Raw genomic sequence first — 19,137 nt, forward strand, 5'->3', positions numbered from 1 at the left:
CTATGGCTCGTACGCTTGGGCAATGCATTGGCGCACTGATCGGTGCCGTTCTGCTATTGGGGCTTGGTGGTTGTTCTCCGGTGAAAATCCTCAATGCGCTGACCCCCGACGACACGTTCGAGCGGACAGTCGGCATTGCCTATGGCGAAGAGCCGCGGCAGAAACTCGATGTCTACGTGCCGCGTCATGCGCTCAAGGACGCGCCGGTGGTGGTGTTCTTCTACGGCGGCAGTTGGAACAGCGGCGACCGCGAAGATTACGCCTTTGTCGGTGAGGCGCTGGCATCGCGGGGGATTGTCGCGGTGCTGGCGGATTATCGGCTGTATCCGCAAGTGCGTTATCCGCTGTTTCTCGAAGACAGTGCGCGAGCCGTGGCGTGGACCAAAACGCACATCGGCGAATACGCCGGCAACCCGCAACGTGTGTATCTGATGGGCCATAGCTCCGGCGCCTACAACGCGGCGATGCTGGCGCTGGATGGGCACCTCCTCGGTGCGGTCGGGATGTCACCGCACGATCTGAGTGGCTGGATCGGGTTGGCCGGACCTTATGACTTTCTGCCGATCAAGAATCCCGATGTGCGTCCGGTGTTCTTCTGGCCGGACTCACCGCCGCAATCGCAGCCGATCAACCACGTCAGCCGGGGCGCGCCGCCGGCCTTGCTGATTGCGGCGAGCAAGGATGATCTGGTCAATCCGACGCGCAACACTGGCGGGCTGGCGAGCAAACTGCGCGAGTCGGGAGTGCCGGTGCAGGACTTGTACTACGCGCGCCCCAGTCATGTGACGCTGGTGGCGAGCCTGTCGCGACCGCTGCGGCGCCTGGCTCCGGTGCTCGATCAAGTCGTCGGCTTCATCGAACACACGCCGACTCAGTGAGCCGCGCCGTTGAACCAGCCGTCGTTGCGCTTGAGCCACCACGCTTGTGCGCCGAGGGTGAGGCTGCGCAGAACCATGAACAACAGAAAAGATAGCCACAAGCCGTGATTGCCCAGCCCTTGCAGCGCCCAGGCAAACGGCAGCAGCAGAACCACGGTCATCAACATACCGTTGCGCATTTCGCGCGCGCGGGTGGCGCCGATGAACAAACCGTCGAGCAAGTAACTCCAGACCGCAATCAGCGGCAGCACGGCGAGATAGGGCAGGTAAATGAACGCGGTGTCGCGCACGCTCTGGATGTTGGTCTGCATCTCGATGAACAAGTGCCCTGCGAATAGAAACAGTGCGGCAAAACCAAGGCTGGCGATCAGTGACCAGCCACCGGCCACGACCAGAGAACGGCGCAGAGCGAGGCGGTCACGGGCGCCGATGGCATGCCCACACAAGGCTTCGACCGCGTGGGCCAGACCGTCCAGCGCATGGGCAGTCAGCAACAGGCCGTTGAGCAGCAAGGCATTGGCGGCGACAGTCGCGTCACCGAGCCGCGCACCCTGAACGGTGATCATGAAAAACACGGATTGCAGGGCGAGGCTGCGGATGAAAATGTCACGGTTGACCGCCAGCAACGGGCGCCAGCTCTGCCACACTTTCAGCGCGGCCCAGACGATGTGCCCCGGATACGCACGCAAAGCCTTGCGGGTCATATAGAGGCCAAGCAGGGCGCCACTCCATTCGGCGATCACCGAGGCGCGGGCCGAACCGACCACGCCCCAGTCCAGGCCAATGACGAACCATAGGTTGAGCGCGATGTTGATCAGGTTGGTGGTCAACAGAATGGCCAGCGGTGCTCGGGCGTTTTGCGTGCCGAGGAACCAGCCGACCAGGGCATAACTGGCCAGCGCTGCCGGCAGGCCAAATAGCCGCGTATGAAAAAAATCCCGCGTGAGCTGATCAAGCTCCGCCGACGGCTGCATGAAGTGCAGCGCGACACCGCTCAGCGGTACGCCCAAAGTGCCGAGCACCAGCGCCAGTCCCATCGCCAGCAGCAAGCCTTGCAACAGAATCTGCCGCAACGCCGCCCCATCGCTGCGCCCGGCAGCTTGCGCGGCAAACCCGGTGGTGCCCATGCGCAGAAAGCCCATGGCCCAGGCCAGGAAGGTGTACAGGCTGGCGCCGACCGCCACGGCGCCCAGTTGATGGGCGTGCGGTAAATGGCCGATGACGGCGCTGTCGACCAGCGCCACCAGTGGCACGGAAATATTGGAAAGGATCATCGGCGCGGCCAGCGCCCAGACCTTGCGGTGAGTCGGGCGGTCGCGCCAGTCGGCAATCAGGTTGGACATGCGGGCTCCTTGGGGGAGCGGGGATTGTAGCGATTCATGCGATCCAATGTAGGAGCGAGCCTGCTCGCGATAGCGGTGTGTCAGCCAAAGATGTTTCAACTGAACCACCGCTATCGCGAGCAGGCTCACTCCTACAGGTCTTGTGGTTTTAATGAATGATCCAGCTCAGCAACCACAACCCCAGCAGCAACCAGATGATCCCGGCAATGATCGATGCATTCATGAACGCCCGAATCGCCGACCACAGCAGCATCAGCCCGACGATCAGCGCGATGATGCTGATGATCGACGTGTCCATGCCCAGCGTCTTCGCCAGCCCGTCGACAAAGTTGCCGCCGGCGTGGCTCAGAATGTTGAACAGACCACTGAGGCCGTCGACGATAAAGCGGATGACCGAACCGAGCGCCTGGCCGAGCCATTCGAAAAAGCTTTCTACCTGCATGTGTTCATCCTGATGAAATTGGCATTGAGCCTTTGGCCGCAGCAGCCATGGTCGAGTTCCGTGACGGGAGTATGGCGTAATCCTGTAGGAGCTGCCGCAGGCTGCGATCTTTTGCTGTTGTTTTTAAAATCACGATCAAAAGATCGCAGCCTGCGGCAGCTCCTACAACACACTTGCCTTTGGTGGACTTCCCCCCGAAGCTATACGCCTTCAGGAGAGCCCGATGAACCTTGTTGAACTGACCGAACGCCTGCACGCCATTCGCGACCGCAATGACTGGCGGCAATTTCACAGCCCGAAAAATCTGGCCATGGCCGCCAGTGTCGAGATGTCTGAACTGGTGGAGATCTTCCAGTGGCTGAGCGAAGACCAGTCGCGCCAGTTGCCCGCTGACAAACTCGCCCATGCCGGGCAGGAAGTCGGCGACATCGTGCTGTACCTTTTACTGCTGTGCAGCGAGTTGGGGTTGGACATGAATGAAGTGGTGCGCAGCAAACTCGCCGACAGCGAACGGCGGTTCAGCTGATGAGCGACCGTCATTTCGATCAGTTGGCGACCCGTTTCGCGGAAAAAATCTACGGTGGCGCCAAGGGCGCGATCCGTCTCGCGGTGTTGCAGGCCGATCTGGCCGAAGCGCTGCCAGATCGCCCATTGCGCGTGCTCGACATCGGCGGCGGTCTCGGCCACATGTCGCTGTGGCTGGCCGAGCGCGGGCATGAGGTAACCTTCACCGAACCGGCCGAGCCGATGCTCGAAGGCGCTCGTCAGCGCTTCGCCGAGGCAGGGCAAACCGCGACCTTCATTCAGGCGCCGTGGCAGGAACTGCTCGGGCAACTCACCGAACCTTATGATCTGGTGATCTGCCACGCCGTGCTGGAATGGCTGGGCGAACCTCACGCAATCCTGCCGGTGCTGCATCAACTGACCAAGCCCGGCGGCTGGCTGTCGCTGGCGTTCTACAACCGCGACGCGCTGATCTACCGCAACCTGCTCAAGGGCCATTTCAAGAAAATGCGCAAGAACGTCATGGCCGGCGAAAAGCAGAGCCTGACGCCGCAGCAGCCTCTTGACCCACGGGAACTGGCAACGCAACTCGAAGGCTTGTGGCAGGTCGAAACCCAGAGCGGCATACGGGTTTTCCACGATTACATGCCGGTGGAATTCCAGGCCCGCGCCGAGCTCGTGGATTTGCTTGAGATGGAGCTCGCTCACCGTCGCCACCCAAGCTTCGCCGGGCTTGGGCGTTACTTGCACTGGATCTGCCGGCCGATCTGATCGGAGCGTGAAATGAAAGCTCAATCCGGGTTATTGCTGATCTGTCTGGGCTTGGCTGCGTGTCAGGGCAGCAACCCCTACGTCGCGCAGTCGCTGCCCTTGCCGCCCGCGCCGGCACAGGCAGCCAACACCTTTGACCGCAGCGCTTACCCGGCGCCGCCCCGCGATTACGGGCGCTACCGCAGTTGGGCCTGGCTCAACGGGCAATTGCCACCGGGTACGGCTTGGGCGGATTCGGCGCAAGTGGCCGAGGCGGTGAGCAACGCCCTCGACCAACGCGGTCTGCGCCCATTGCACGACAATCGTCCGGCCGACCTTCTGGTCAGCGCCCACCTGAGTCTGCAAACCCGGTTGCGCCAGGTGCAGGACGATTCCGGTTACTACGGCGGATACGGCGGCTATGATCGATATGGACGCGGTTACGGCATGTACAACAGCGTGCCGATCGTGCGCACGTATTCGGAGCAGGTTGTGGTGGTGCAGGTCGATCTGTTCGACGCCGGCAGCGGTCAGCCGGTGTGGAGTGCCAGTGCCGAAACCGCGAACCAGGGCAGCGATATCGATCGCACGGATTCGATTCGCGAGGCTGTGGAAAAGGCCATGTCGGCGTATCCTCCCAGTTAGCTTCCTGTAAATGAGAAGCTCTAGCAGGTTCATGTCTTCCACCGGAGAAAAACCATGTTCCGCCGTCTCGCTTTAATGGCTATGGCCGTGCTGCTCAGTGCCTGCGCCGCCAACCAGGTCAATCATGACTTCGATGCCAGCCGCGATTTTGCCGCCTATCGCAGCTGGAGCTGGAAAGACCCCGCCCTGCAATATCGCCCGGATGATCCACGGATCAAGAGTGACCTGACCGAGCAACGCATCCGCCAGGCGGTCACCGATCAACTCGATCAGCGTGGCTTGCGCCCGGCTGCTGCCGGCGCCAAGGGTGATTTGAGTGTGCAGACCTACTTGATCGTCGAAGATCGTCAGCAGCAAGTGACGACCAACTATGGCGGCGGTTGGGGTGGCCCGTGGAACGGCTATTGGGGCGCGCCGATGTACAACGAAACGCGCAACATCACCTACAAGGTCGCGACCATTCAGATCGACCTGCTCGACGGCAAGGACGGCAAACTGGTGTGGCGCGGCAGCGATGAGCAGATGCTCAGCAGCACGCCGAATCCTGCGGATCGCAGCAACGCCATCCGCGAAACCGTCACCCGCATTCTCTCCAACTACCCGCCACGCTAACTGCTCGTAAAATCAACCCGAACCCTGTGGGAGCGGGCTTGCCCGCGATGACGGCGGCACATTTGGTACTGATGTGTCTGACACACCGTTATCGCGGGCAAGCCCGCTCCCACAGTTTCATTGGTTGATCAAAGTCAGCATTTCATTGCTAGTGGACTGGCTTGTTGCCAGCAGTCTCATTCAGCGCCGTCTACACTCAAATCCACCAATGGAGGTAGCGCTCGGCAGTGCGCCGGCAAAGGAGTGCGCCATGTCGCCTCGTTCGCATTTCAAAGGCCCGGCCCGGCAACGCGGCGCGATCGGTCTGATGGCAGCACTGACCCTCGGCCTGGCGCTGGTGATGATGTTGTTGGTGGTCGATAGCGGTCGGCTGTACATGGAACAACGCAAACTGCAGCGTGTGGTGGATAACTCCGCGCTGGAAGCTGTCAGTCGCGGTGGCAATTGCTTGCCGGGGCTGACAGCCGCCACTTACGCCGGGCAAAGCGCCGTGCGCAATGGCTATGTGGTCGACACCAACAACACCCTTGCCACCACCTGCGGCACCTTGCTGACAGCGGCCACCGGGCTGCGCACGTTCACGGTCGATGCGACGCAGTCGGCGGCGGTCAAAGTGGTCGCCAGTCGCACGGTCATCACCAGTTTTGCCGGCGGCGTACAGGCTTTGTTCAGTAATACGCCAATCAGCCTCAATACCACGCTGAATGCCTCCGCCGTCGCTGCAAAACCGCAGCCGACCGTCGCTCAACTGAACATCCGCAGCACCTTGGCGAGCATCGATACTGCGCAGTCGAACATCCTCAATCCGCTGTTTTCGGGGCTGCTCGGCGGCAACGTCAATCTCACCGCGCTGGGATGGGATGGCTTGCTCAATACCGACATCAACCTGCTCAAATACCTCGACCAACTGGCGATCAACCTCAACGTCGCCGCCGGTAACTACACGCAGTTGCTCAACACTCAGGCGACGGTGACCCAACTGATTCAGGCTGCCGCGACGGTGGTTCAACTCAATGGCGCCACCGCGACGGTGATTACCGCGCTGGGCCAACTGCAAATAGCCGCAATCAACGCCGCACCGGTCAAGCTCGGCGACATTCTGCAACTGCAGACCGGCACCACTGCTGCGGGTCTGGACGCCAATCTGCAATTGCTGCAATTGATTCAAGGCGTGGTGCAACTGGCCAACAGCAAAAGTGCAGTGGCGGCGACCTTGCCGATCAGCGTGCTGGGTCTGGCGAATGTCACGGTGCGGGTCAAAGTCATCGAGCCGCCGCAGTTTTCCGCGATCGGCGACCCGGCGCGGGCCAAGGCCAACCCGACGGGGGCTGACCGGATTTATGTGCGCACCGCGCAGATTCGCACCCTGATCTCGGTGAATCTGCCGGTGCTGAATGGGGTAACCGGGCTGGTCAATGCGGTGCTGGGCCTGGTCGGTACATTGACGCCGACGTTGAATGCGCTGCTGAGCCTGAATCTGGTCGCTACGCTCAACTCCGTCGGCTGTCTACTCGGCGCCGGATGCCAACAGCTTGATCCATTGTTGCTGCCTTCACCGGAAATCGACATTGCCCTGGATGCTGGCGGCGCGATCAGTTATGTCACCGACTACAGCTGCCCGACTGATACCACGGGCACCAAGAGTCTGACGGCCCACACCATCACTTCGGTTGCAGATCTGAAAGTAGGCAAGATCGACCCGACCAACGCGTTTTCATCGGCCGCCGAGCCGACGGTCAAGCCGTTGCCGCTGGTCGATCTCGGCACCGTAACCTGTCACAAGATTCTCGGGATCGGCAGTTGTGACGAAAGCACCCATGTTCAATACGGTGCCGGGGGGATCGCGATCATGGTCAACAGCAGTGTCGTGCAGAACACACAGGATCTGTTGTATTCGAGCAGCACGCCATTCGCCACGCCGGCCAACCTCAAACTGCCGCCGAGCGTTATCACTGCCGCGCCGTCGAGCAATATCGTCAACAGCCTGGCCAACACATTGGCAGGGATCAATCTGATTGTTTATAAACCGCAGGGCAGTAATCCGCTGGGATCGATCGTCACCGGCGTGGCCAGCCTGATCAGCGATGTCACGACCATTCTGCAACCACTGATCACCAATCTGCTGAGCCCACTCCTCGACCCGATTCTCGACGGCTTGCTGGCCAACCTCGGCATCACCCTGAACAAGGTCGATGTCGGCGCCAACCTCAGTTGCCGGCCACCGGGACAACCGATGCTGGCGATCTAATCGATCAGCGCAATCGGCAGCTCGATGCAGAATCGCGCGCCATCCTCGCCATTGCGCACACTCAGGCGTCCGCCCATGTTTTCGACGATGCCGTAGCTCACCGACAGCCCCAGACCGGTGCCGACACCGACCGGTTTGGTGGTGAAAAACGGCTCGAAAATACGCTCCAGCAAACGCGGATCGATGCCGCCACCGTTATCCTCGACCCACAGCCGTACCACATGTTCGTCGCACTCGGCGTGCACCGCGATCCATGGCTGGAAGTCGCGATTGGCTTCGCGCTTGCCGAGCAGGGCATCGCGCGCGTTAACCATCAGGTTGATGAGCACCTGTTCCAGTTGATCGACGTAGCCGCGCACCTGAACCTGGAAACCGGCGTCCTTGATTCGCACTTCCACGCCTTTGCCGCGCAAGCCCTCAGACAGCAGCGACAGCGTGCCTTCAATCGCGTCCAGGGGATTGAACGGTTGCTGTTCGATTTCCGAGCGACGGCCGAACACGCGCATGTGGTCGACCACGCGCGCGGCCCGTTGCACCTGCGCGTCGATGCGGTTGAGCTTGTCGGTCAGATAGTCGATCTGCACATCGCCATTGCTCAAGCGTTTGAGCACATTGACGATGGCCATGCGCATCACGTTCAGCGGCTGATTGATTTCATGGGCAAGACCGGTGGCCATTTCGCCGAGGGTGGCCATTTTTGCGCTTTGCGTCAGTTGCTGTTGAGTGCGCCGGACTTCGGTGTTGTCGCGGCCCACCGCTTGCACTTCGAGCAGCGTGCCGTGTTCATCGAACACCCCGCGATCCGACCAGACCCACCACGCATGTTCACGGCCGGGCAGGCACAGATTGATTTCCGCGGTGCTCACCGGCAGTTCCGGGGTCAGTTGCGCCAAGCGTTGAGTGAACGCTGCACGCTGTTCGTCCGACATCCAACTGCCCAGATTCACCCCCGGCAATTGCTCCGGCGCGCACTCCAGATACATCGCCAATGGCCGGTTGCCGAAGGTCAGGGTCAAGTCCGGGCGATAACGGCAGATCATCGCTGGGGAATCTTCCACCAGAATCCGGTAGCGCTCCTCGCTGGTCTTGACCTGCTCGGCGGCGAGGGTGGCGTCAGTGACGTCCAGCCACAAGCCGACGGCCTCGACCGGCAAGCCGAGATCGTCGCGCAGCAATTTCGCTTCGTCGAGCAACCAGTGATAATCGCCGCGACTGTCACGCAGCCGATAACGGGCACGTACCGAGCCTTCGCGCAGTAGATGGCGGGTGCGCTCGAAATACAGGTCGCGATCTTCGGGATGGATCATTTCGATCAGCGCGCCGTCGCCGCAATCGGCCAGGCTCCAGCCCAGCAGCGGTTGCAGGCTGGCACTGAAAAAGCCGGAATCAAAGCGCCTTCGCTGTAGTGCTGGACGTAAATCACTGCTGGCGAACTGGCGATCAGATTGTCCAGTCGTGCGTGGGCGGCGGCGGCGAGTTGTTGCTGGTTCTGAATGTCACTGATGTCGAGCATGAAACCGACCAGTCGCCGGTGCTCGCCGGTGCCGGTGACTTGTCCCTGCACGCGATACCACATTGGCGTCCGTCCGGCTGCTGCCCGGTACTGACGGACGTTCAGCGTTAACGCTTCGCCGTGTTGTTGCAATGTTTGCAAGCGACTGCGCAGCTCTTCGCGGTCGGCGGGATGGATCTGTCCCAACCAGTCCTCCAGCTCGATTCTGCCGCTGCTCAGGTGCAGGGCGGCCGCCAGCGCAGGCGCCAGTTGAATCCTGTCGTCATCGGCGAGGATCTCCCACCAACCGGTGCCCAGCAGCGTTTGCAGCGACTCGATGCGCTCCAGTTGCAAGTGATGCTGTTGTTCGCGCAGACGACCGAGCAATGGCCCGGCGAGTGACCCGGTCAGCGCCATCCATTCACGCTCCGCGAGCAATGACGCGGCGCTGTCCACCGGGTAAAAGCCACAGAGCAGCCAGGCCACCACGCCACGCTCATCGCTATAGGGCACGGCGAAACCGTCGGCGTTACCGAACAGGCTCTGCACCCGCGAATGTTCATTAAGGCCATGATGCGCGCCCACACGCTGGGGCGCGGAGCCGTGCAAACTGTCCAGCAGCGTGCCCAGTCGCTGGCCGTCATGCCACACGCTCGGCGCATCGTGGGCGCGGTATTGGCGATAGATCTGCCAGCCGTATTCGTCATCATCAAGCAACGCCAGCGCGAGGCAGGGGATGTGCCAGTGTTGGGCGATCACCTGTAATTGTTCGCTGACGACTACTGGCAAACGCAGCAGGCTACAAGCACGCAGTTGTTCGCTGATCTTTCCGGCAATCAACTGGCAGTCTTCGCGTTGGCGCGATTGCTGGCGTTCGAACAAAAGGTCTGCGATGTCGATCAACTGCAACAGCCAGCCATCGCCCATTGGCTGCACCCAACCGCGCAGATGCAAGGTGTGTTTGCCGAGGCCCGGGAAATCGAGATCAAGCAACAGTCCCTGCCACTCCTGCGGTCGACCTTCGATGGTCAATGAGCTGTGCGGTAGTAAATAGTCGCTCAGTGGCAAAGGCTGATCGTGGGGTTTCTGTTGCGCCAGCAGATGCCGCAGTGGACCGGCCATTTGCAACACATCACCGTTGTCGTTCAGGTGCAGGTGCAAACCGGTTGTGGGAGTGCCCAATGGATCGGGCAAGTCATGGATGGCGGTCGGTGCGCGTTTGAGCAGTCGCCCGAAGAGTTTGTCCCCCGCCGTCAAAATTGCAGACTCGACTTGGCTGTCAGATTGGTCGGCAGGTTGGGTACCGTGCCGATGCCCGGCAGCACCAGAAACGGCATGACCTGATTCAACTTGCTGACGGGGTAGTTCACCGAGACGGTCAGTGTGCCGTTGGGGCCGTTGCTGCCGCCGGTGCTGAACACCGCGCTGGTGTCGACGCCAACCACCAGGTTGAAAGCCGGGGGCACCCACTGCAAGCGTTGGGTCAGCGCGGCGTTCGCGGTGTTGACCACGACCGTTGAATAGTTGGGCGTCGTCGGATCAACCGCGACACTGCGGCGTATCGCTTCGGCGGTGGCTTCGTTGAACGACTGCATCATCACGAACGGCAAGCTGTAGCTGACCAAGCCGTAAAACACTGCAAAAAAGATCACGAACACCAGCGCGAACTCAATCGCCACCGCACCTTTTTGCGACTTCCGAGAGCCGGTTTTCATGCGTGCGTCTACCCTGACAGTCACTGCGTAGTATCAGCATAGAATCATTCAGCAAAAACGGACGGTTTTTACCGGATGCACAGTTTTATCCTCTTCATTTGGCTGGTCCTGTGCGCGGCGCAAGATGCCCGCCAGCGACGCATTTCCAACGCGATGACCTTCGGTGCAGCGGCATTGGCATTGGCCTATTTGCTGTGGACCGGGAGCACTTGGCTTGGCGCCGACGCGGGGCAGGGCGGCTGGGCCTGTCTGATTGCGCTGGCGCTGACCCTGCCGGGTTATTTCATGGGCCGAATGGGTGCCGGCGATGTGAAATTAATGACAGCTTTAGGCCTTGCGACGGACGGTACTCACCTGCTCGGCGTGTTTATCGGCGCGGCACTCGCCAGTGTCTTCTGGTTAGTGATTGCGCCAAAACTCTGGCTGCATATGAGTCAACGGCTTAGGGAAGATCTTCGGTTTATGGCCGTGGAAAAGTCAAAAAAGCTGCCATTTGCACCGTTCGTGCTGATCGGAACAATCCTGACTTTGACTTGGATCCATTAGTCGCCCCACGCCACTAGTCCTATGTACATAGTCGGAAAGTGGGTCTACTTTCAAATCAGCGTTATTACAGGAACGGTCAGCCTTTGACCTGGGCATGGAGTGGCAAGTGAACAAGCTTACGTCTGCTGTGAAGGTGCTGGTGGTCGACGATCAGCCACTGATTGTTGAAGAACTCTGCGAGTTCATCGAGAGCAGCGGCTATCGCTGCGTGCCGTGCGAATCGAGCAAACAGGCGATCGAACAATTCAGTGAAGACCCGGCCATCGGCCTGGTGCTGTGCGATCTGCACATGCCGGACATGGACGGCATTCAACTGGTGCAGGAGCTGCAGCGGCTGGCGGGCAAACAGCGGATTTTCGAAGCCATCATGCTCACCGGGCGCGCCGACAAGCAGGACGTGATCAAGGCGCTGCGCGCGGGGATTGCCGACTATTACCAGAAACCGGTTGATCTGGATGAGTTGCTCGAAGGCGTGCAGCGTCAGGAGATTGCGTTGCAAGAGCGGCAGAAGAACTTGCAGTTGGGGCATTTGAATCAGAAGTTGCAGTATCTTTCCGAGTCGATTGATGACCTTTATCAGGATCTGGATAAGGTGCGGCGCAGCCCTGCGACGGTTGTTCGCGATGTGATGGGCGGCGAGTCGGCGGAGGCGGAGATGCCGGAGATGCCGGAGATTTTTAATCAGTTGTCGCCACGTCAGTTGGATGTGGCGCGTCTGGTGGGTAAGGGGCAGACCAATTATCAGATTGCTTGTGAGTTGGGGATTACCGAGAACACGGTGAAGCTTTATGTTTCGCAGGTTTTGAGGTTGACGCATATGCATAACCGGACGCAGTTGGCGTTGGCTTTGTCGCCTGGGGCGGCGGGGCGGCAGCGGGTTACGGCGCACTGAGTTTTTAGTGGTTGGGATTTGGGTTTTGGGTTTTGGTTTTGGGTGTATATCCGTTGCTGCGGTGATGGCTTCTTTTGGTTCCGCCCTGACGGCGGGTCACTTTTTCCAGACGCCGAAAAAGTAACCAAAAGGCTTTGCCCTGACGTTCGGCCCTCGCGGGGCTCGGGTTCCTTCGCTCCGGGGTCCATCCGGGGCATCGCCTCCGGTTTGCTGCGCTGCACCTCCTTTCGATGTCTTCCCCGGATGAACCCCTCCACTCAGCCTGCCGACGGGCAGGTAGAGCAAGATCAAGAGCTGTACTCGAGCTTGCGCTCATTGTTTTGAGTGGGGCGGCATGCGCCGCGTGCGGGGGTATGCTGATTTTTTGTCTGACAGCCGACCAGACTCTGACTGCTGGACTCGGTTCAGACTGTAGGAGTGAGCCTGCTCGCGATGGCGGCCTGATAGCCGACCAGTTTCTATCTGACCGCCGCTATTCCAACTGTAGGAGCTGCCGAAGGTTGCGATCTTTTGATCTTTCTTTCGGTTCGGCAATTCCTGCAGTGACGTGGCAGGAAATCTTAATTCTTGGTCTCGATCTTCCCGCCCGCATCCGGATCATAGAAGTCCGGGATTTCGTATTTGTACTTTTTCAACCAGCGCTGCATGGCCAACTCCCGCTCGGTCGCAGTGGCCGGTTGGGGTTTGGCAGAGGCAGCCTTGTTGCGGCTTTGCAGTACCAGCCAGCCTTCGGTTTCCTGTTGTTGTGCCGAGGCCGGGCCGGCGTCGATGGCGAGGGCGCTGAGGGGCAGGCTGAGGAGTGTCAGGTAGCACAGGCCTTTGAAGGCGTTCATGGCGGTCTCCTTATTTGATCGACGACGGCAGCGGGTCGGCGACTGCCGCGACTTGATTGTCGGTTGCTGTTTTATCCTTGGCTGGCGCTTTCACGGGGGCCTTGAGTTGTTCCGCGCGTTGCTGGGCTTCGGTGAATTGTTCCGGGGTCAGTTTGGCGCGACTGACGATTTCGGCGGCTTGTGGCCAGTTGTTTTGATAGAGCAGCAAAGTGACCATGTTCGCCGCCGCGAGTTGGTTGTTCTGCTTGAGTTCGATGGCGGTGAGGAACTCGAAACGGGCGTCGTTGAGGCGCAGTTGATTGAGGTAGACCACGCCCAGATCGTTGCGGATTTTTTCGTCGGTGGGCGCCAGGCGCGCGGCGCGTTGCAAGTGGGCCTGAGCCTGGCCGTTGTCGCCACGCGCGGCGTAGAGTTGGCCGAGGCCGTGCTCGGCTTCGGCGGTCATGCAGCCGCCGAGCAAACTGCGATACAACGGCTCGGCCTCACTGCGACCGAGCAAGCGATAAACCTTGGCCTTGCGCAGCCGCACATCGGCGAGGTTATCCGGCAGGCTTTGCAGATTGGCGAGGCTGGCGTGCAGTTTGCCGTCATTGGCCATGTCATCGGCCAGGTTCAGCGACAGTTCCTGTTCCGACGTCAGTTTGCTGCAACTGGTCGGTGACAGCAGCGTCGTCCACGGCGCTTGGCCGTCGGTGGCGCAACCGCCGAGCATCAACAGACTTGCCATGACTATCAGTACTTTCATCAAACGCTCTCCATGAGCCAGGTCAGGACGCAAATGCCCGGGTAATCGCGGTGAAGCCCGGGCCGGCCAGGACAATCAATAACGCCGGGAAGAGAAACAGCATCATCACGACGGACATTTTTGCGGACATCTTGGAGATGTATTCCTGCAGGCGCGTCAGGCGCCGGTCATCGAGCAGTTGCTTGAGTGCCAGCAGCGACTTCATCGCCCCGCCGCCCTGGTACAACAACTGCTGGAGAATCACGCAGGTGTCGGTGAACTCGTCGACGCTGAGCAACTGCGTGGCTTTGTTGAGTTCTTCGCCCAGCTCAAGGCCGGAGTCGACGCGGCTCAATATCAGGCGCAACTCGTAGGTCAGCACCGGCAACAACGCCTGACCTTCTTGACTCAGTACGCGCAGCGCCTGCTCCACCGCCATGCCGGATTCGAAGAGGATGCGCAGCAGCGGAATGAATGTCGAAATTTCCACGGCGATGATTTTCTGCCGCCGTCCGGCGGCGTAGGCGAGCAGGCGTTTGGGCAGTAGATAACCGGCGCCGGCGGCGAGCATCGGCATGATCCAGACATTTGCCGCGCGCGGGAAAAACACTTCCTGCAAAAAGATCGCCAACCCCAACGTCAACAGCGGCGTGCCGATCTGGCAGGCGGCGTACAGAGCGCGTTCGTTGGCGCGACGCCAACCGAGGCGGCTGAGCAGTGTCTGGGTTTCGCTGTCGATGCTCACCGAACGCTGGCCAAACCGGCTGTTACCCAAGACACGCAACCAGTTACCGAAGCGGCTCTCGCGCACCAGATGACCTTGCAGGCGCTGGTTCACCTGGCGCACGCGGCGGCGTTCGGTGAGCAAGTGATTGACTGCCAGCAACAGGGCGCCGAGCAGCAACATCAGAGCGGCAAGATAGACCATGTCAAACGCTCCGCAACATGCGCCACAGCGTCAGGCAACCGACCACTTGCAACACCGCTGCGATGATCAACATTGTCTGGCCACCCGAGTCGTGCCACATGCCCAGCATGTAGCCCGGGTTGGTCAGCATGAAGTAACTCACCAGCAACACCGGCAGTGAGCCGAGGACCCAGGCGGTGAGGCGAGTTTCGCCGGTCATGGCGCGCAACTGGCGCGACGCCTGATCACGCTCGCGGATCATCTTGATGAGGTTTTCCAACAGCTCGCTGGCGTTGCCGCCGTAGCGGTGATTGACCTTGAGGCCGAGGGCGAACAGGCGAAACTCATCACGTTCGTATAACTCCGCCAAGTCCGACGCGGCATCGGGCAGGCTCACGCCTAACTGCACGTTGCGCTGTACCCGGCCCATGGCATTTTTCAGCGGATCTTCGCTGGCCTCGATGCCGCCCAACACCGCATCGGCGAGGGTGCGCCCGGACTTCAAACTGCGCACGGTGTGGTCAAGCAGTTGCGGCAGTTGCTCGATCATGCGCTTGAGTCGACGGCGGTACAGAAAGGCAATGTACAGCCGCAACACCAGCGGCGGGGCGAGCACCATGACCAGCAGACCGAACCAGTCGAACAGCAGATAACCAAGTCCCATTCCTGCCAGCCACACGCTCAGCCACAATCCGAAGCGCTCGGTCGGACGGCCCAGCCCAGCACGCAAAAACATCCGTTCCAGACCCACCCACGTGGGTTTTTCGGTGGCCAATTGCGGTTGGCCGGCGGCCAGTCGGTTGAGTACTTTTTCTGTGGCTGTCTTGCGCATGCCATGCAGAAACAGGCGGATCGACAGTCCGAGAAGGATCAGGCAAGTGGTGATGAGAATGATCGGTCCCAGCATGCTCCGCGCTCCTTGCTGTCAGCCCAGATGGGCCTCGCGGCGCAACTTGTCGCCGGCCGGATTCACCGCCTCCCGCAGGAAGCCGAAGCCTGTACGCCGATCAAGGCGAAACAGCGTGTTGGTGACGTAGACGTCATCACGCACGCCCACCACTTCCACCACTTCGCTGACGCAGCGTCGACCGTCAGGCATGCGTGTCAGCTGAATCACCACATCCAGCGCAGCGCAGATCATCTGGCGCAGCGTGCGTTCGGCGATGGTGCGGCCGGTCAGGCCAACCAGGGTTTCCAGACGCAACAAGGCGTCCTGCGCGTTGTTGGCGTGCACGGTGCTCATCGATCCGTCGTGGCCAGTGTTCATTGCGGTCAACACATCGACCACTTCAACGCCGCGAATCTCACCGAGGATGATCCGGTCGGGGCGCATGCGCAGGGCGTTGCGGATCAGGTCGCTGGCCTTCACTTCGCCGTGGCCCTCGGCATTCGGCGGGCGGGTTTCCAGGCGTACAACGTGCGGGTGGCCGAGTTGCAATTCGGCGACGTCTTCGATGGTCACCAAGCGTTCATGGGGGTTGATCAACTGGCTGAGGATGTTCAACAGCGTGGTCTTGCCGGTGCCGGTGCCGCCGCTGATGAGAATGTTGCAGCGCTTGCTCACCGCCTCTTCAATGAAGTCATAGATCGCCTGATCGATGGTTTGCATCGCCATCAGGTCGGTGCTCTTGAGCATGTCCTTGCGAAATTTTCGGATCGACAGGCACGGCCCGTCGAGGGCGATCGGCGGGATGATCGCGTTGACCCGGCTGCCATCGGGCAGACGCGCATCGACCATCGGCGAAGACTCGTCGAGGCGCCGCCCGAGGGGCGCAAGGATGCGTTGCATGACCCGTTCAACGTGGTGCGCATCGATAAAACGCAAGTCACTCAAGTGCAGCACGCCATCGCGTTCGATGAACACCCGGTGCGGGCCGTTGACCAGAATTTCGGTGACGGCGCTGTCGCGCAGCAACACCTCCAATGGGCCGAAACCGGTCAGCTCGTCGACGATTTCTTCGGCCAGCCGCTCCATTTCATAACGCGAAATCGCCAGGTGCAGGCGTGCGATGTATTCCGCGACCTTGTCGATGACAAATTGCGCGAGCACCTGCCGCGAACCTTCCAGCAGGTTTTTCCCCGACTCTTCGATGGCGTCGATGATGTAGCGGTGCAGCACCAGTTTCAGGCCATCATGATCGGTGTTGCCGGGCGCGGAGCGCTGCGGGCCGCCGAACAGCTGCTCACTGCTCATGAAGTGCCTCGCAAGCGGTTGAACCAGTTGGCCTTGGGTTTGGCCAGACCCTCGGAGCGTTTCGCCAGGCGTTCGCCGAGGGTGCGCAGGCTTTGGCTGATGGGTTCGCGCGGGGCCAGTTCGAACAGGCTGACGCCCTGATTTTTAGCGTTGAGGCGGATCTCCGGACTGAACGCCAATACCGCGATCACTTCCAGGCCGAAGGTCTTGCCCAAGGTGTCGGAATCCGGCGCGACGTTGCGCAAATAGCGGTCGACCAGCAGCCGCCCATGATCGAGTTTCATGCCTTTTTCGCGCCACAGATTGAGCACGGCAAGGTTGCGCCGGCAGTCGAGCACGTTCTGGTCGGTGTACCACAACAGCTTGTCGCAATGGCTGACAAAGGTGCGCAGCGCTTCGCTGTCGGGCTGACCGGTGAGGTTCACGACGATGTGCTGAAAGTGTTGGCGCAGAGCACTGAGCAGCATGTACAACTCGGCGGCGCTGGTGCGCTCCAGCGGCTCGTCGGAGCCGGCGTAAGCAAGAATGCGCAACCCCGCTTCGGCGCTGGTGAAGGCGCTGTCGATCAGGGTCGTATCGAGCCGCCGCAAGTGGCGCAACGCGTCACCGAAATGGAATGAGCTCTCCAGGCCGAGCAAGGCCAGGCTATCCCCGCGTGGCAAGCCCAAGTCGAGCAACAAGGTTTGCTGGCCGCTCTTCTGTACCACCAGTGCCATGTGGTTGGCCAACAGTGCGCCGTCGGCGTTGCTTTGCACACCGTAGAGCACGGTCAACCCGCCGAGCTGAGTGTTCGGCGTCACCGCTGGCAAGCGCTTGCTCAAGCGCCGCACCAGCCCGGCGACCTCGCTGGAGCGTGAGCCGTAAGCGACGAAATCCCGCGCGCCGGCACGCATCGCATTCAGCACCAGTTGATTGTCCATGCCGTCACCGAGGGCGACGATGGCAAGCATCGGTTTGGCTTCGAGCACGCCTTCGATCAACGCGCTCTGCGCCACCAGATGATCGCGATCAAGCCCGACGAACACCAGGTTGGCGAAGGTCACGTCGACCAGCGCGAGCAACTCGTCAAGGCTGCCGCCACCGGCGCTGACCACTTGGCCGAGCGGCGCCAGCGCACCCTGCAACCACTCCAGATCGGTGTCGTTGCGGGTGATGGCAAGGAAGGTCTGACTCAGGCTCTGGCTCATTGCGATAACCCGCTGCGTTTATCGAAGTTGCCGTTTTCGAGGAAGTACAGGCGATACCAGTTAGGGTCGTAGTTGCGCAGTTTTTCACCCGGCAGCGAAGGCAATGGCGCGTTGACGGCCAGCGGCTGCACCAGGTGCGGGGTAACAATCATCAGCAATTCGCGCTCTTCGCGATTGATTGACGAGTTGCGGAAAAACGCGCCGAGCACCGGGATGTCGCCAAGCCCGGGAAACTTGTTCACCTGGGAAGCGTTTTGCGTGCTGATCAAACCGCTGATCACGAAGCTCTCGCCATCGGCCAGCGAGATGCTGGTATCGGTGCGGCGGATGGTGAACGCCGGCACGGTGGTGCCGCCGATGGTCACACCGTTGTTGTAGTCCAACTCGCTGACTTCCGGCGCGACCTTGAGGGCGATGCGGTCACGGCCGACGACGGTCGGCGTCAGGGTCAGGCGGATGCCGAATTCCTTGTATTCGATGGAGTAGCTGTTGCTGTTGGCGCTGGGCACCGGGATCGGAATCTCACCGCCGGCAAGGAAGCTTGCGCTCTGCCCGCTCAACGCCACCAGACTCGGCCGCGCCAGGGTGTAGGCGAAACCGCTGCCTTCCAGGGCGTTAATGATTGCCATGGTTTTGCCGCCGACCCATGAGAAGTTGAACAGTGAGTTATCCACCGGCAGGCGCGGTTGCGGTACGCCATCGATGGGCGGCAGGGTGCCGGGAGAGCCGAACAGGAAGTTGCCGCGCGTGCCGATCAGTGATGCGGTGGCTTGCTTGAGTTTGGTGCGGCTGACTTCGACGAAACGGATATCGGTCTGCACTTGTGACGGCAGGCTTGGATCATCCGAAGGCAGGTTGCTGGTCAATGCGGCGGTGGCCGAGCCCTGTACGAATACCATGCTCTGGCGCGGTTCGCTGGAGCACGAGGTCCAGACCATCAGGCTGGTGGCGCCGGGTGCTACACCCGTGAGCAGAAAGGACGAACTGCCGTTGGCGTGCACGTCGGCGATTTTCGGATCGCCAACGGCCAGACGCGTGATCGCTACCGGCGACTGCACATCCTGTTGAAAGCCTTCGCCGATCTCGATCACCGGTGGCAGACGCCCCAGCGCCGAGCAATTGCCGACTGCCGCGAACGCCGCATCCGTCGACAGTCCCATCAGTAACAAGACGCGGAGCACAGGTTTCAATGTCGACCTAAAACGACTCTGCATGCACTGGAATC

At 60.7% G+C, this 19,137-nt stretch carries 18 protein-coding genes and 1 pseudogene; 8 read left to right on the plus strand and 11 right to left on the minus strand.

Annotation, left to right across the window (positions count from 1 at the left end; all coding sequences use genetic code 11):
- Nucleotides 1-2 precede the first annotated feature (2 nt).
- Nucleotides 3-878: an alpha/beta hydrolase gene (locus JFT91_RS09310; protein WP_201232184.1), complete on the plus strand. Its 876-nt coding sequence runs from the start codon at nucleotides 3-5 to the stop codon at nucleotides 876-878.
- Here the strand turns inward: JFT91_RS09310 and JFT91_RS09315 are convergent.
- Both JFT91_RS09315 and JFT91_RS09320 read right to left on the minus strand, forming a co-directional pair.
- Nucleotides 872-2,221 carry an MATE family efflux transporter gene (locus tag JFT91_RS09315; protein ID WP_201232185.1) on the minus strand — a complete coding sequence of 450 codons (1,350 nt, stop codon included), beginning with the start codon at nucleotides 2,219-2,221 and terminating at the stop codon, nucleotides 872-874. The two genes, JFT91_RS09310 and JFT91_RS09315, sit on opposite strands and share 7 nt — an antisense overlap.
- Nucleotides 2,222-2,369: 148 nt before the next feature.
- Complete coding sequence (locus JFT91_RS09320; RefSeq protein WP_201230464.1) at nucleotides 2,370-2,663, minus strand: hypothetical protein; 294 nt, start codon at nucleotides 2,661-2,663, stop codon at nucleotides 2,370-2,372.
- Between the two features lie 223 nt (nucleotides 2,664-2,886).
- On the opposite strand from JFT91_RS09320, the gene JFT91_RS09325 reads away from it, so the two are divergent.
- From JFT91_RS09325 to JFT91_RS09345, 5 genes are all read left to right on the plus strand, one after another.
- Nucleotides 2,887-3,189 carry a MazG-like family protein gene (locus tag JFT91_RS09325; protein ID WP_017336358.1) on the plus strand — a complete coding sequence of 101 codons (303 nt, stop codon included), beginning with the start codon at nucleotides 2,887-2,889 and terminating at the stop codon, nucleotides 3,187-3,189.
- Nucleotides 3,189-3,938 (plus strand): methyltransferase, encoded by a 750-nt coding sequence (locus JFT91_RS09330; protein WP_201232186.1) that lies wholly within the window; start codon nucleotides 3,189-3,191, stop codon nucleotides 3,936-3,938. Before JFT91_RS09325 ends, JFT91_RS09330 begins: the two co-directional genes overlap by 1 nt.
- A gap of 12 nt (nucleotides 3,939-3,950) precedes the next feature.
- Complete coding sequence (locus tag JFT91_RS09335) at nucleotides 3,951-4,562, plus strand: DUF4136 domain-containing protein (protein WP_201232187.1); 612 nt, start codon at nucleotides 3,951-3,953, stop codon at nucleotides 4,560-4,562.
- Nucleotides 4,563-4,616: 54 nt separating this feature from the next.
- A complete protein-coding gene (locus JFT91_RS09340; protein ID WP_201232188.1) occupies nucleotides 4,617-5,174 on the plus strand; it encodes a DUF4136 domain-containing protein in 558 nt (185 codons plus the stop codon).
- Nucleotides 5,175-5,424: 250 nt separating this feature from the next.
- Nucleotides 5,425-7,422 (plus strand): pilus assembly protein TadG-related protein, encoded by a 1,998-nt coding sequence (locus JFT91_RS09345; protein ID WP_201232189.1) that lies wholly within the window; start codon nucleotides 5,425-5,427, stop codon nucleotides 7,420-7,422.
- On the opposite strand, the pseudogene JFT91_RS09350 reads toward JFT91_RS09345, so the two are convergent.
- Both JFT91_RS09350 and JFT91_RS09355 read right to left on the minus strand, forming a co-directional pair.
- Nucleotides 7,419-10,171, minus strand: a pseudogene (locus JFT91_RS09350) (ATP-binding protein). The gene JFT91_RS09345 and the pseudogene JFT91_RS09350 sit on opposite strands and share 4 nt — an antisense overlap.
- A complete protein-coding gene (locus JFT91_RS09355) occupies nucleotides 10,168-10,629 on the minus strand; it encodes a TadE/TadG family type IV pilus assembly protein (RefSeq protein ID WP_201232190.1) in 462 nt (153 codons plus the stop codon). The pseudogene JFT91_RS09350 and the gene JFT91_RS09355 overlap by 4 nt, the downstream one beginning before the upstream one ends.
- A gap of 75 nt (nucleotides 10,630-10,704) precedes the next feature.
- Between JFT91_RS09355 and JFT91_RS09360 the strand changes: the two genes are divergently transcribed.
- Both JFT91_RS09360 and JFT91_RS09365 read left to right on the plus strand, forming a co-directional pair.
- Nucleotides 10,705-11,175: an A24 family peptidase gene (locus JFT91_RS09360; RefSeq protein WP_201232191.1), complete on the plus strand. Its 471-nt coding sequence runs from the start codon at nucleotides 10,705-10,707 to the stop codon at nucleotides 11,173-11,175.
- A 106-nt stretch (nucleotides 11,176-11,281) separates the two neighbouring features.
- Nucleotides 11,282-12,067, plus strand: a complete 786-nt coding sequence (locus tag JFT91_RS09365; RefSeq protein ID WP_347340627.1) for a response regulator — start codon at nucleotides 11,282-11,284, stop codon at nucleotides 12,065-12,067.
- 560 nt (nucleotides 12,068-12,627) lie between these two features.
- Here the strand turns inward: JFT91_RS09365 and JFT91_RS09370 are convergent.
- From JFT91_RS09370 to JFT91_RS09400, 7 genes are read right to left on the minus strand one after another with little or no spacing between them, the layout of a single operon-like run.
- The gene (locus JFT91_RS09370) at nucleotides 12,628-12,900 is read right to left on the minus strand and encodes a DUF3613 domain-containing protein (protein WP_201232193.1); all 273 of its coding nucleotides are present in this window, start codon (nucleotides 12,898-12,900) and stop codon (nucleotides 12,628-12,630) included.
- A 10-nt stretch (nucleotides 12,901-12,910) separates the two neighbouring features.
- On the minus strand, nucleotides 12,911-13,645 hold the full coding sequence (locus tag JFT91_RS09375) for a tetratricopeptide repeat protein (RefSeq protein WP_201232194.1): 735 nt from the start codon (nucleotides 13,643-13,645) through the stop codon (nucleotides 12,911-12,913).
- Between the two features lie 22 nt (nucleotides 13,646-13,667).
- Entirely contained in the window at nucleotides 13,668-14,552 is an 885-nt protein-coding gene (locus JFT91_RS09380) for a type II secretion system F family protein (protein WP_201232195.1), read from the minus strand.
- A gap of 1 nt (nucleotide 14,553) precedes the next feature.
- Nucleotides 14,554-15,438 carry a type II secretion system F family protein gene (locus JFT91_RS09385; RefSeq protein WP_201232196.1) on the minus strand — a complete coding sequence of 295 codons (885 nt, stop codon included), beginning with the start codon at nucleotides 15,436-15,438 and terminating at the stop codon, nucleotides 14,554-14,556.
- An 18-nt stretch (nucleotides 15,439-15,456) separates the two neighbouring features.
- A complete protein-coding gene (locus tag JFT91_RS09390; RefSeq protein WP_201232197.1) occupies nucleotides 15,457-16,725 on the minus strand; it encodes a TadA family conjugal transfer-associated ATPase in 1,269 nt (422 codons plus the stop codon).
- Nucleotides 16,722-17,912, minus strand: coding sequence for a CpaE/TadZ family protein (locus JFT91_RS09395; RefSeq protein WP_201230496.1), 1,191 nt, complete (start codon nucleotides 17,910-17,912; stop codon nucleotides 16,722-16,724). The genes JFT91_RS09390 and JFT91_RS09395 overlap by 4 nt, the downstream gene beginning before the upstream one ends.
- Nucleotides 17,909-19,126: a type II and III secretion system protein family protein gene (locus JFT91_RS09400; RefSeq protein ID WP_201232198.1), complete on the minus strand. Its 1,218-nt coding sequence runs from the start codon at nucleotides 19,124-19,126 to the stop codon at nucleotides 17,909-17,911. Before JFT91_RS09400 ends, JFT91_RS09395 begins: the two co-directional genes overlap by 4 nt.
- Nucleotides 19,127-19,137: the final 11 nt, after the last annotated feature.

The sequence above is a fragment of the Pseudomonas sp. TH08 genome, from assembly GCF_016651275.1.
In the GTDB taxonomy this organism is placed as follows: Bacteria; Pseudomonadota; Gammaproteobacteria; order Pseudomonadales; family Pseudomonadaceae; genus Aquipseudomonas.

What these genes read in the sequence shown, in the direction of transcription:
- JFT91_RS09310 (WP_201232184.1), top strand. Translation starts at nt 3, where the DNA reads ATGGCTCGTACGCTTGGGCAATGCATTGGCGCACTGATCGGTGCCGTT.
- JFT91_RS09315 (WP_201232185.1), bottom strand. Translation starts at nt 2,221, where the DNA reads ATGTCCAACCTGATTGCCGACTGGCGCGACCGCCCGACTCACCGCAAG.
- JFT91_RS09320 (WP_201230464.1), bottom strand. Translation starts at nt 2,663, where the DNA reads ATGCAGGTAGAAAGCTTTTTCGAATGGCTCGGCCAGGCGCTCGGTTCG.
- JFT91_RS09325 (WP_017336358.1), top strand. Translation starts at nt 2,887, where the DNA reads ATGAACCTTGTTGAACTGACCGAACGCCTGCACGCCATTCGCGACCGC.
- JFT91_RS09330 (WP_201232186.1), top strand. Translation starts at nt 3,189, where the DNA reads ATGAGCGACCGTCATTTCGATCAGTTGGCGACCCGTTTCGCGGAAAAA.
- JFT91_RS09335 (WP_201232187.1), top strand. Translation starts at nt 3,951, where the DNA reads ATGAAAGCTCAATCCGGGTTATTGCTGATCTGTCTGGGCTTGGCTGCG.
- JFT91_RS09340 (WP_201232188.1), top strand. Translation starts at nt 4,617, where the DNA reads ATGTTCCGCCGTCTCGCTTTAATGGCTATGGCCGTGCTGCTCAGTGCC.
- JFT91_RS09345 (WP_201232189.1), top strand. Translation starts at nt 5,425, where the DNA reads ATGTCGCCTCGTTCGCATTTCAAAGGCCCGGCCCGGCAACGCGGCGCG.
- JFT91_RS09355 (WP_201232190.1), bottom strand. Translation starts at nt 10,629, where the DNA reads ATGAAAACCGGCTCTCGGAAGTCGCAAAAAGGTGCGGTGGCGATTGAG.
- JFT91_RS09360 (WP_201232191.1), top strand. Translation starts at nt 10,705, where the DNA reads ATGCACAGTTTTATCCTCTTCATTTGGCTGGTCCTGTGCGCGGCGCAA.
- JFT91_RS09370 (WP_201232193.1), bottom strand. Translation starts at nt 12,900, where the DNA reads ATGAACGCCTTCAAAGGCCTGTGCTACCTGACACTCCTCAGCCTGCCC.
- JFT91_RS09375 (WP_201232194.1), bottom strand. Translation starts at nt 13,645, where the DNA reads ATGAAAGTACTGATAGTCATGGCAAGTCTGTTGATGCTCGGCGGTTGC.
- JFT91_RS09380 (WP_201232195.1), bottom strand. Translation starts at nt 14,552, where the DNA reads ATGGTCTATCTTGCCGCTCTGATGTTGCTGCTCGGCGCCCTGTTGCTG.
- JFT91_RS09385 (WP_201232196.1), bottom strand. Translation starts at nt 15,438, where the DNA reads ATGCTGGGACCGATCATTCTCATCACCACTTGCCTGATCCTTCTCGGA.
- JFT91_RS09390 (WP_201232197.1), bottom strand. Translation starts at nt 16,725, where the DNA reads ATGAGCAGTGAGCAGCTGTTCGGCGGCCCGCAGCGCTCCGCGCCCGGC.
- JFT91_RS09395 (WP_201230496.1), bottom strand. Translation starts at nt 17,912, where the DNA reads ATGAGCCAGAGCCTGAGTCAGACCTTCCTTGCCATCACCCGCAACGAC.
- JFT91_RS09400 (WP_201232198.1), bottom strand. Translation starts at nt 19,126, where the DNA reads ATGCAGAGTCGTTTTAGGTCGACATTGAAACCTGTGCTCCGCGTCTTG.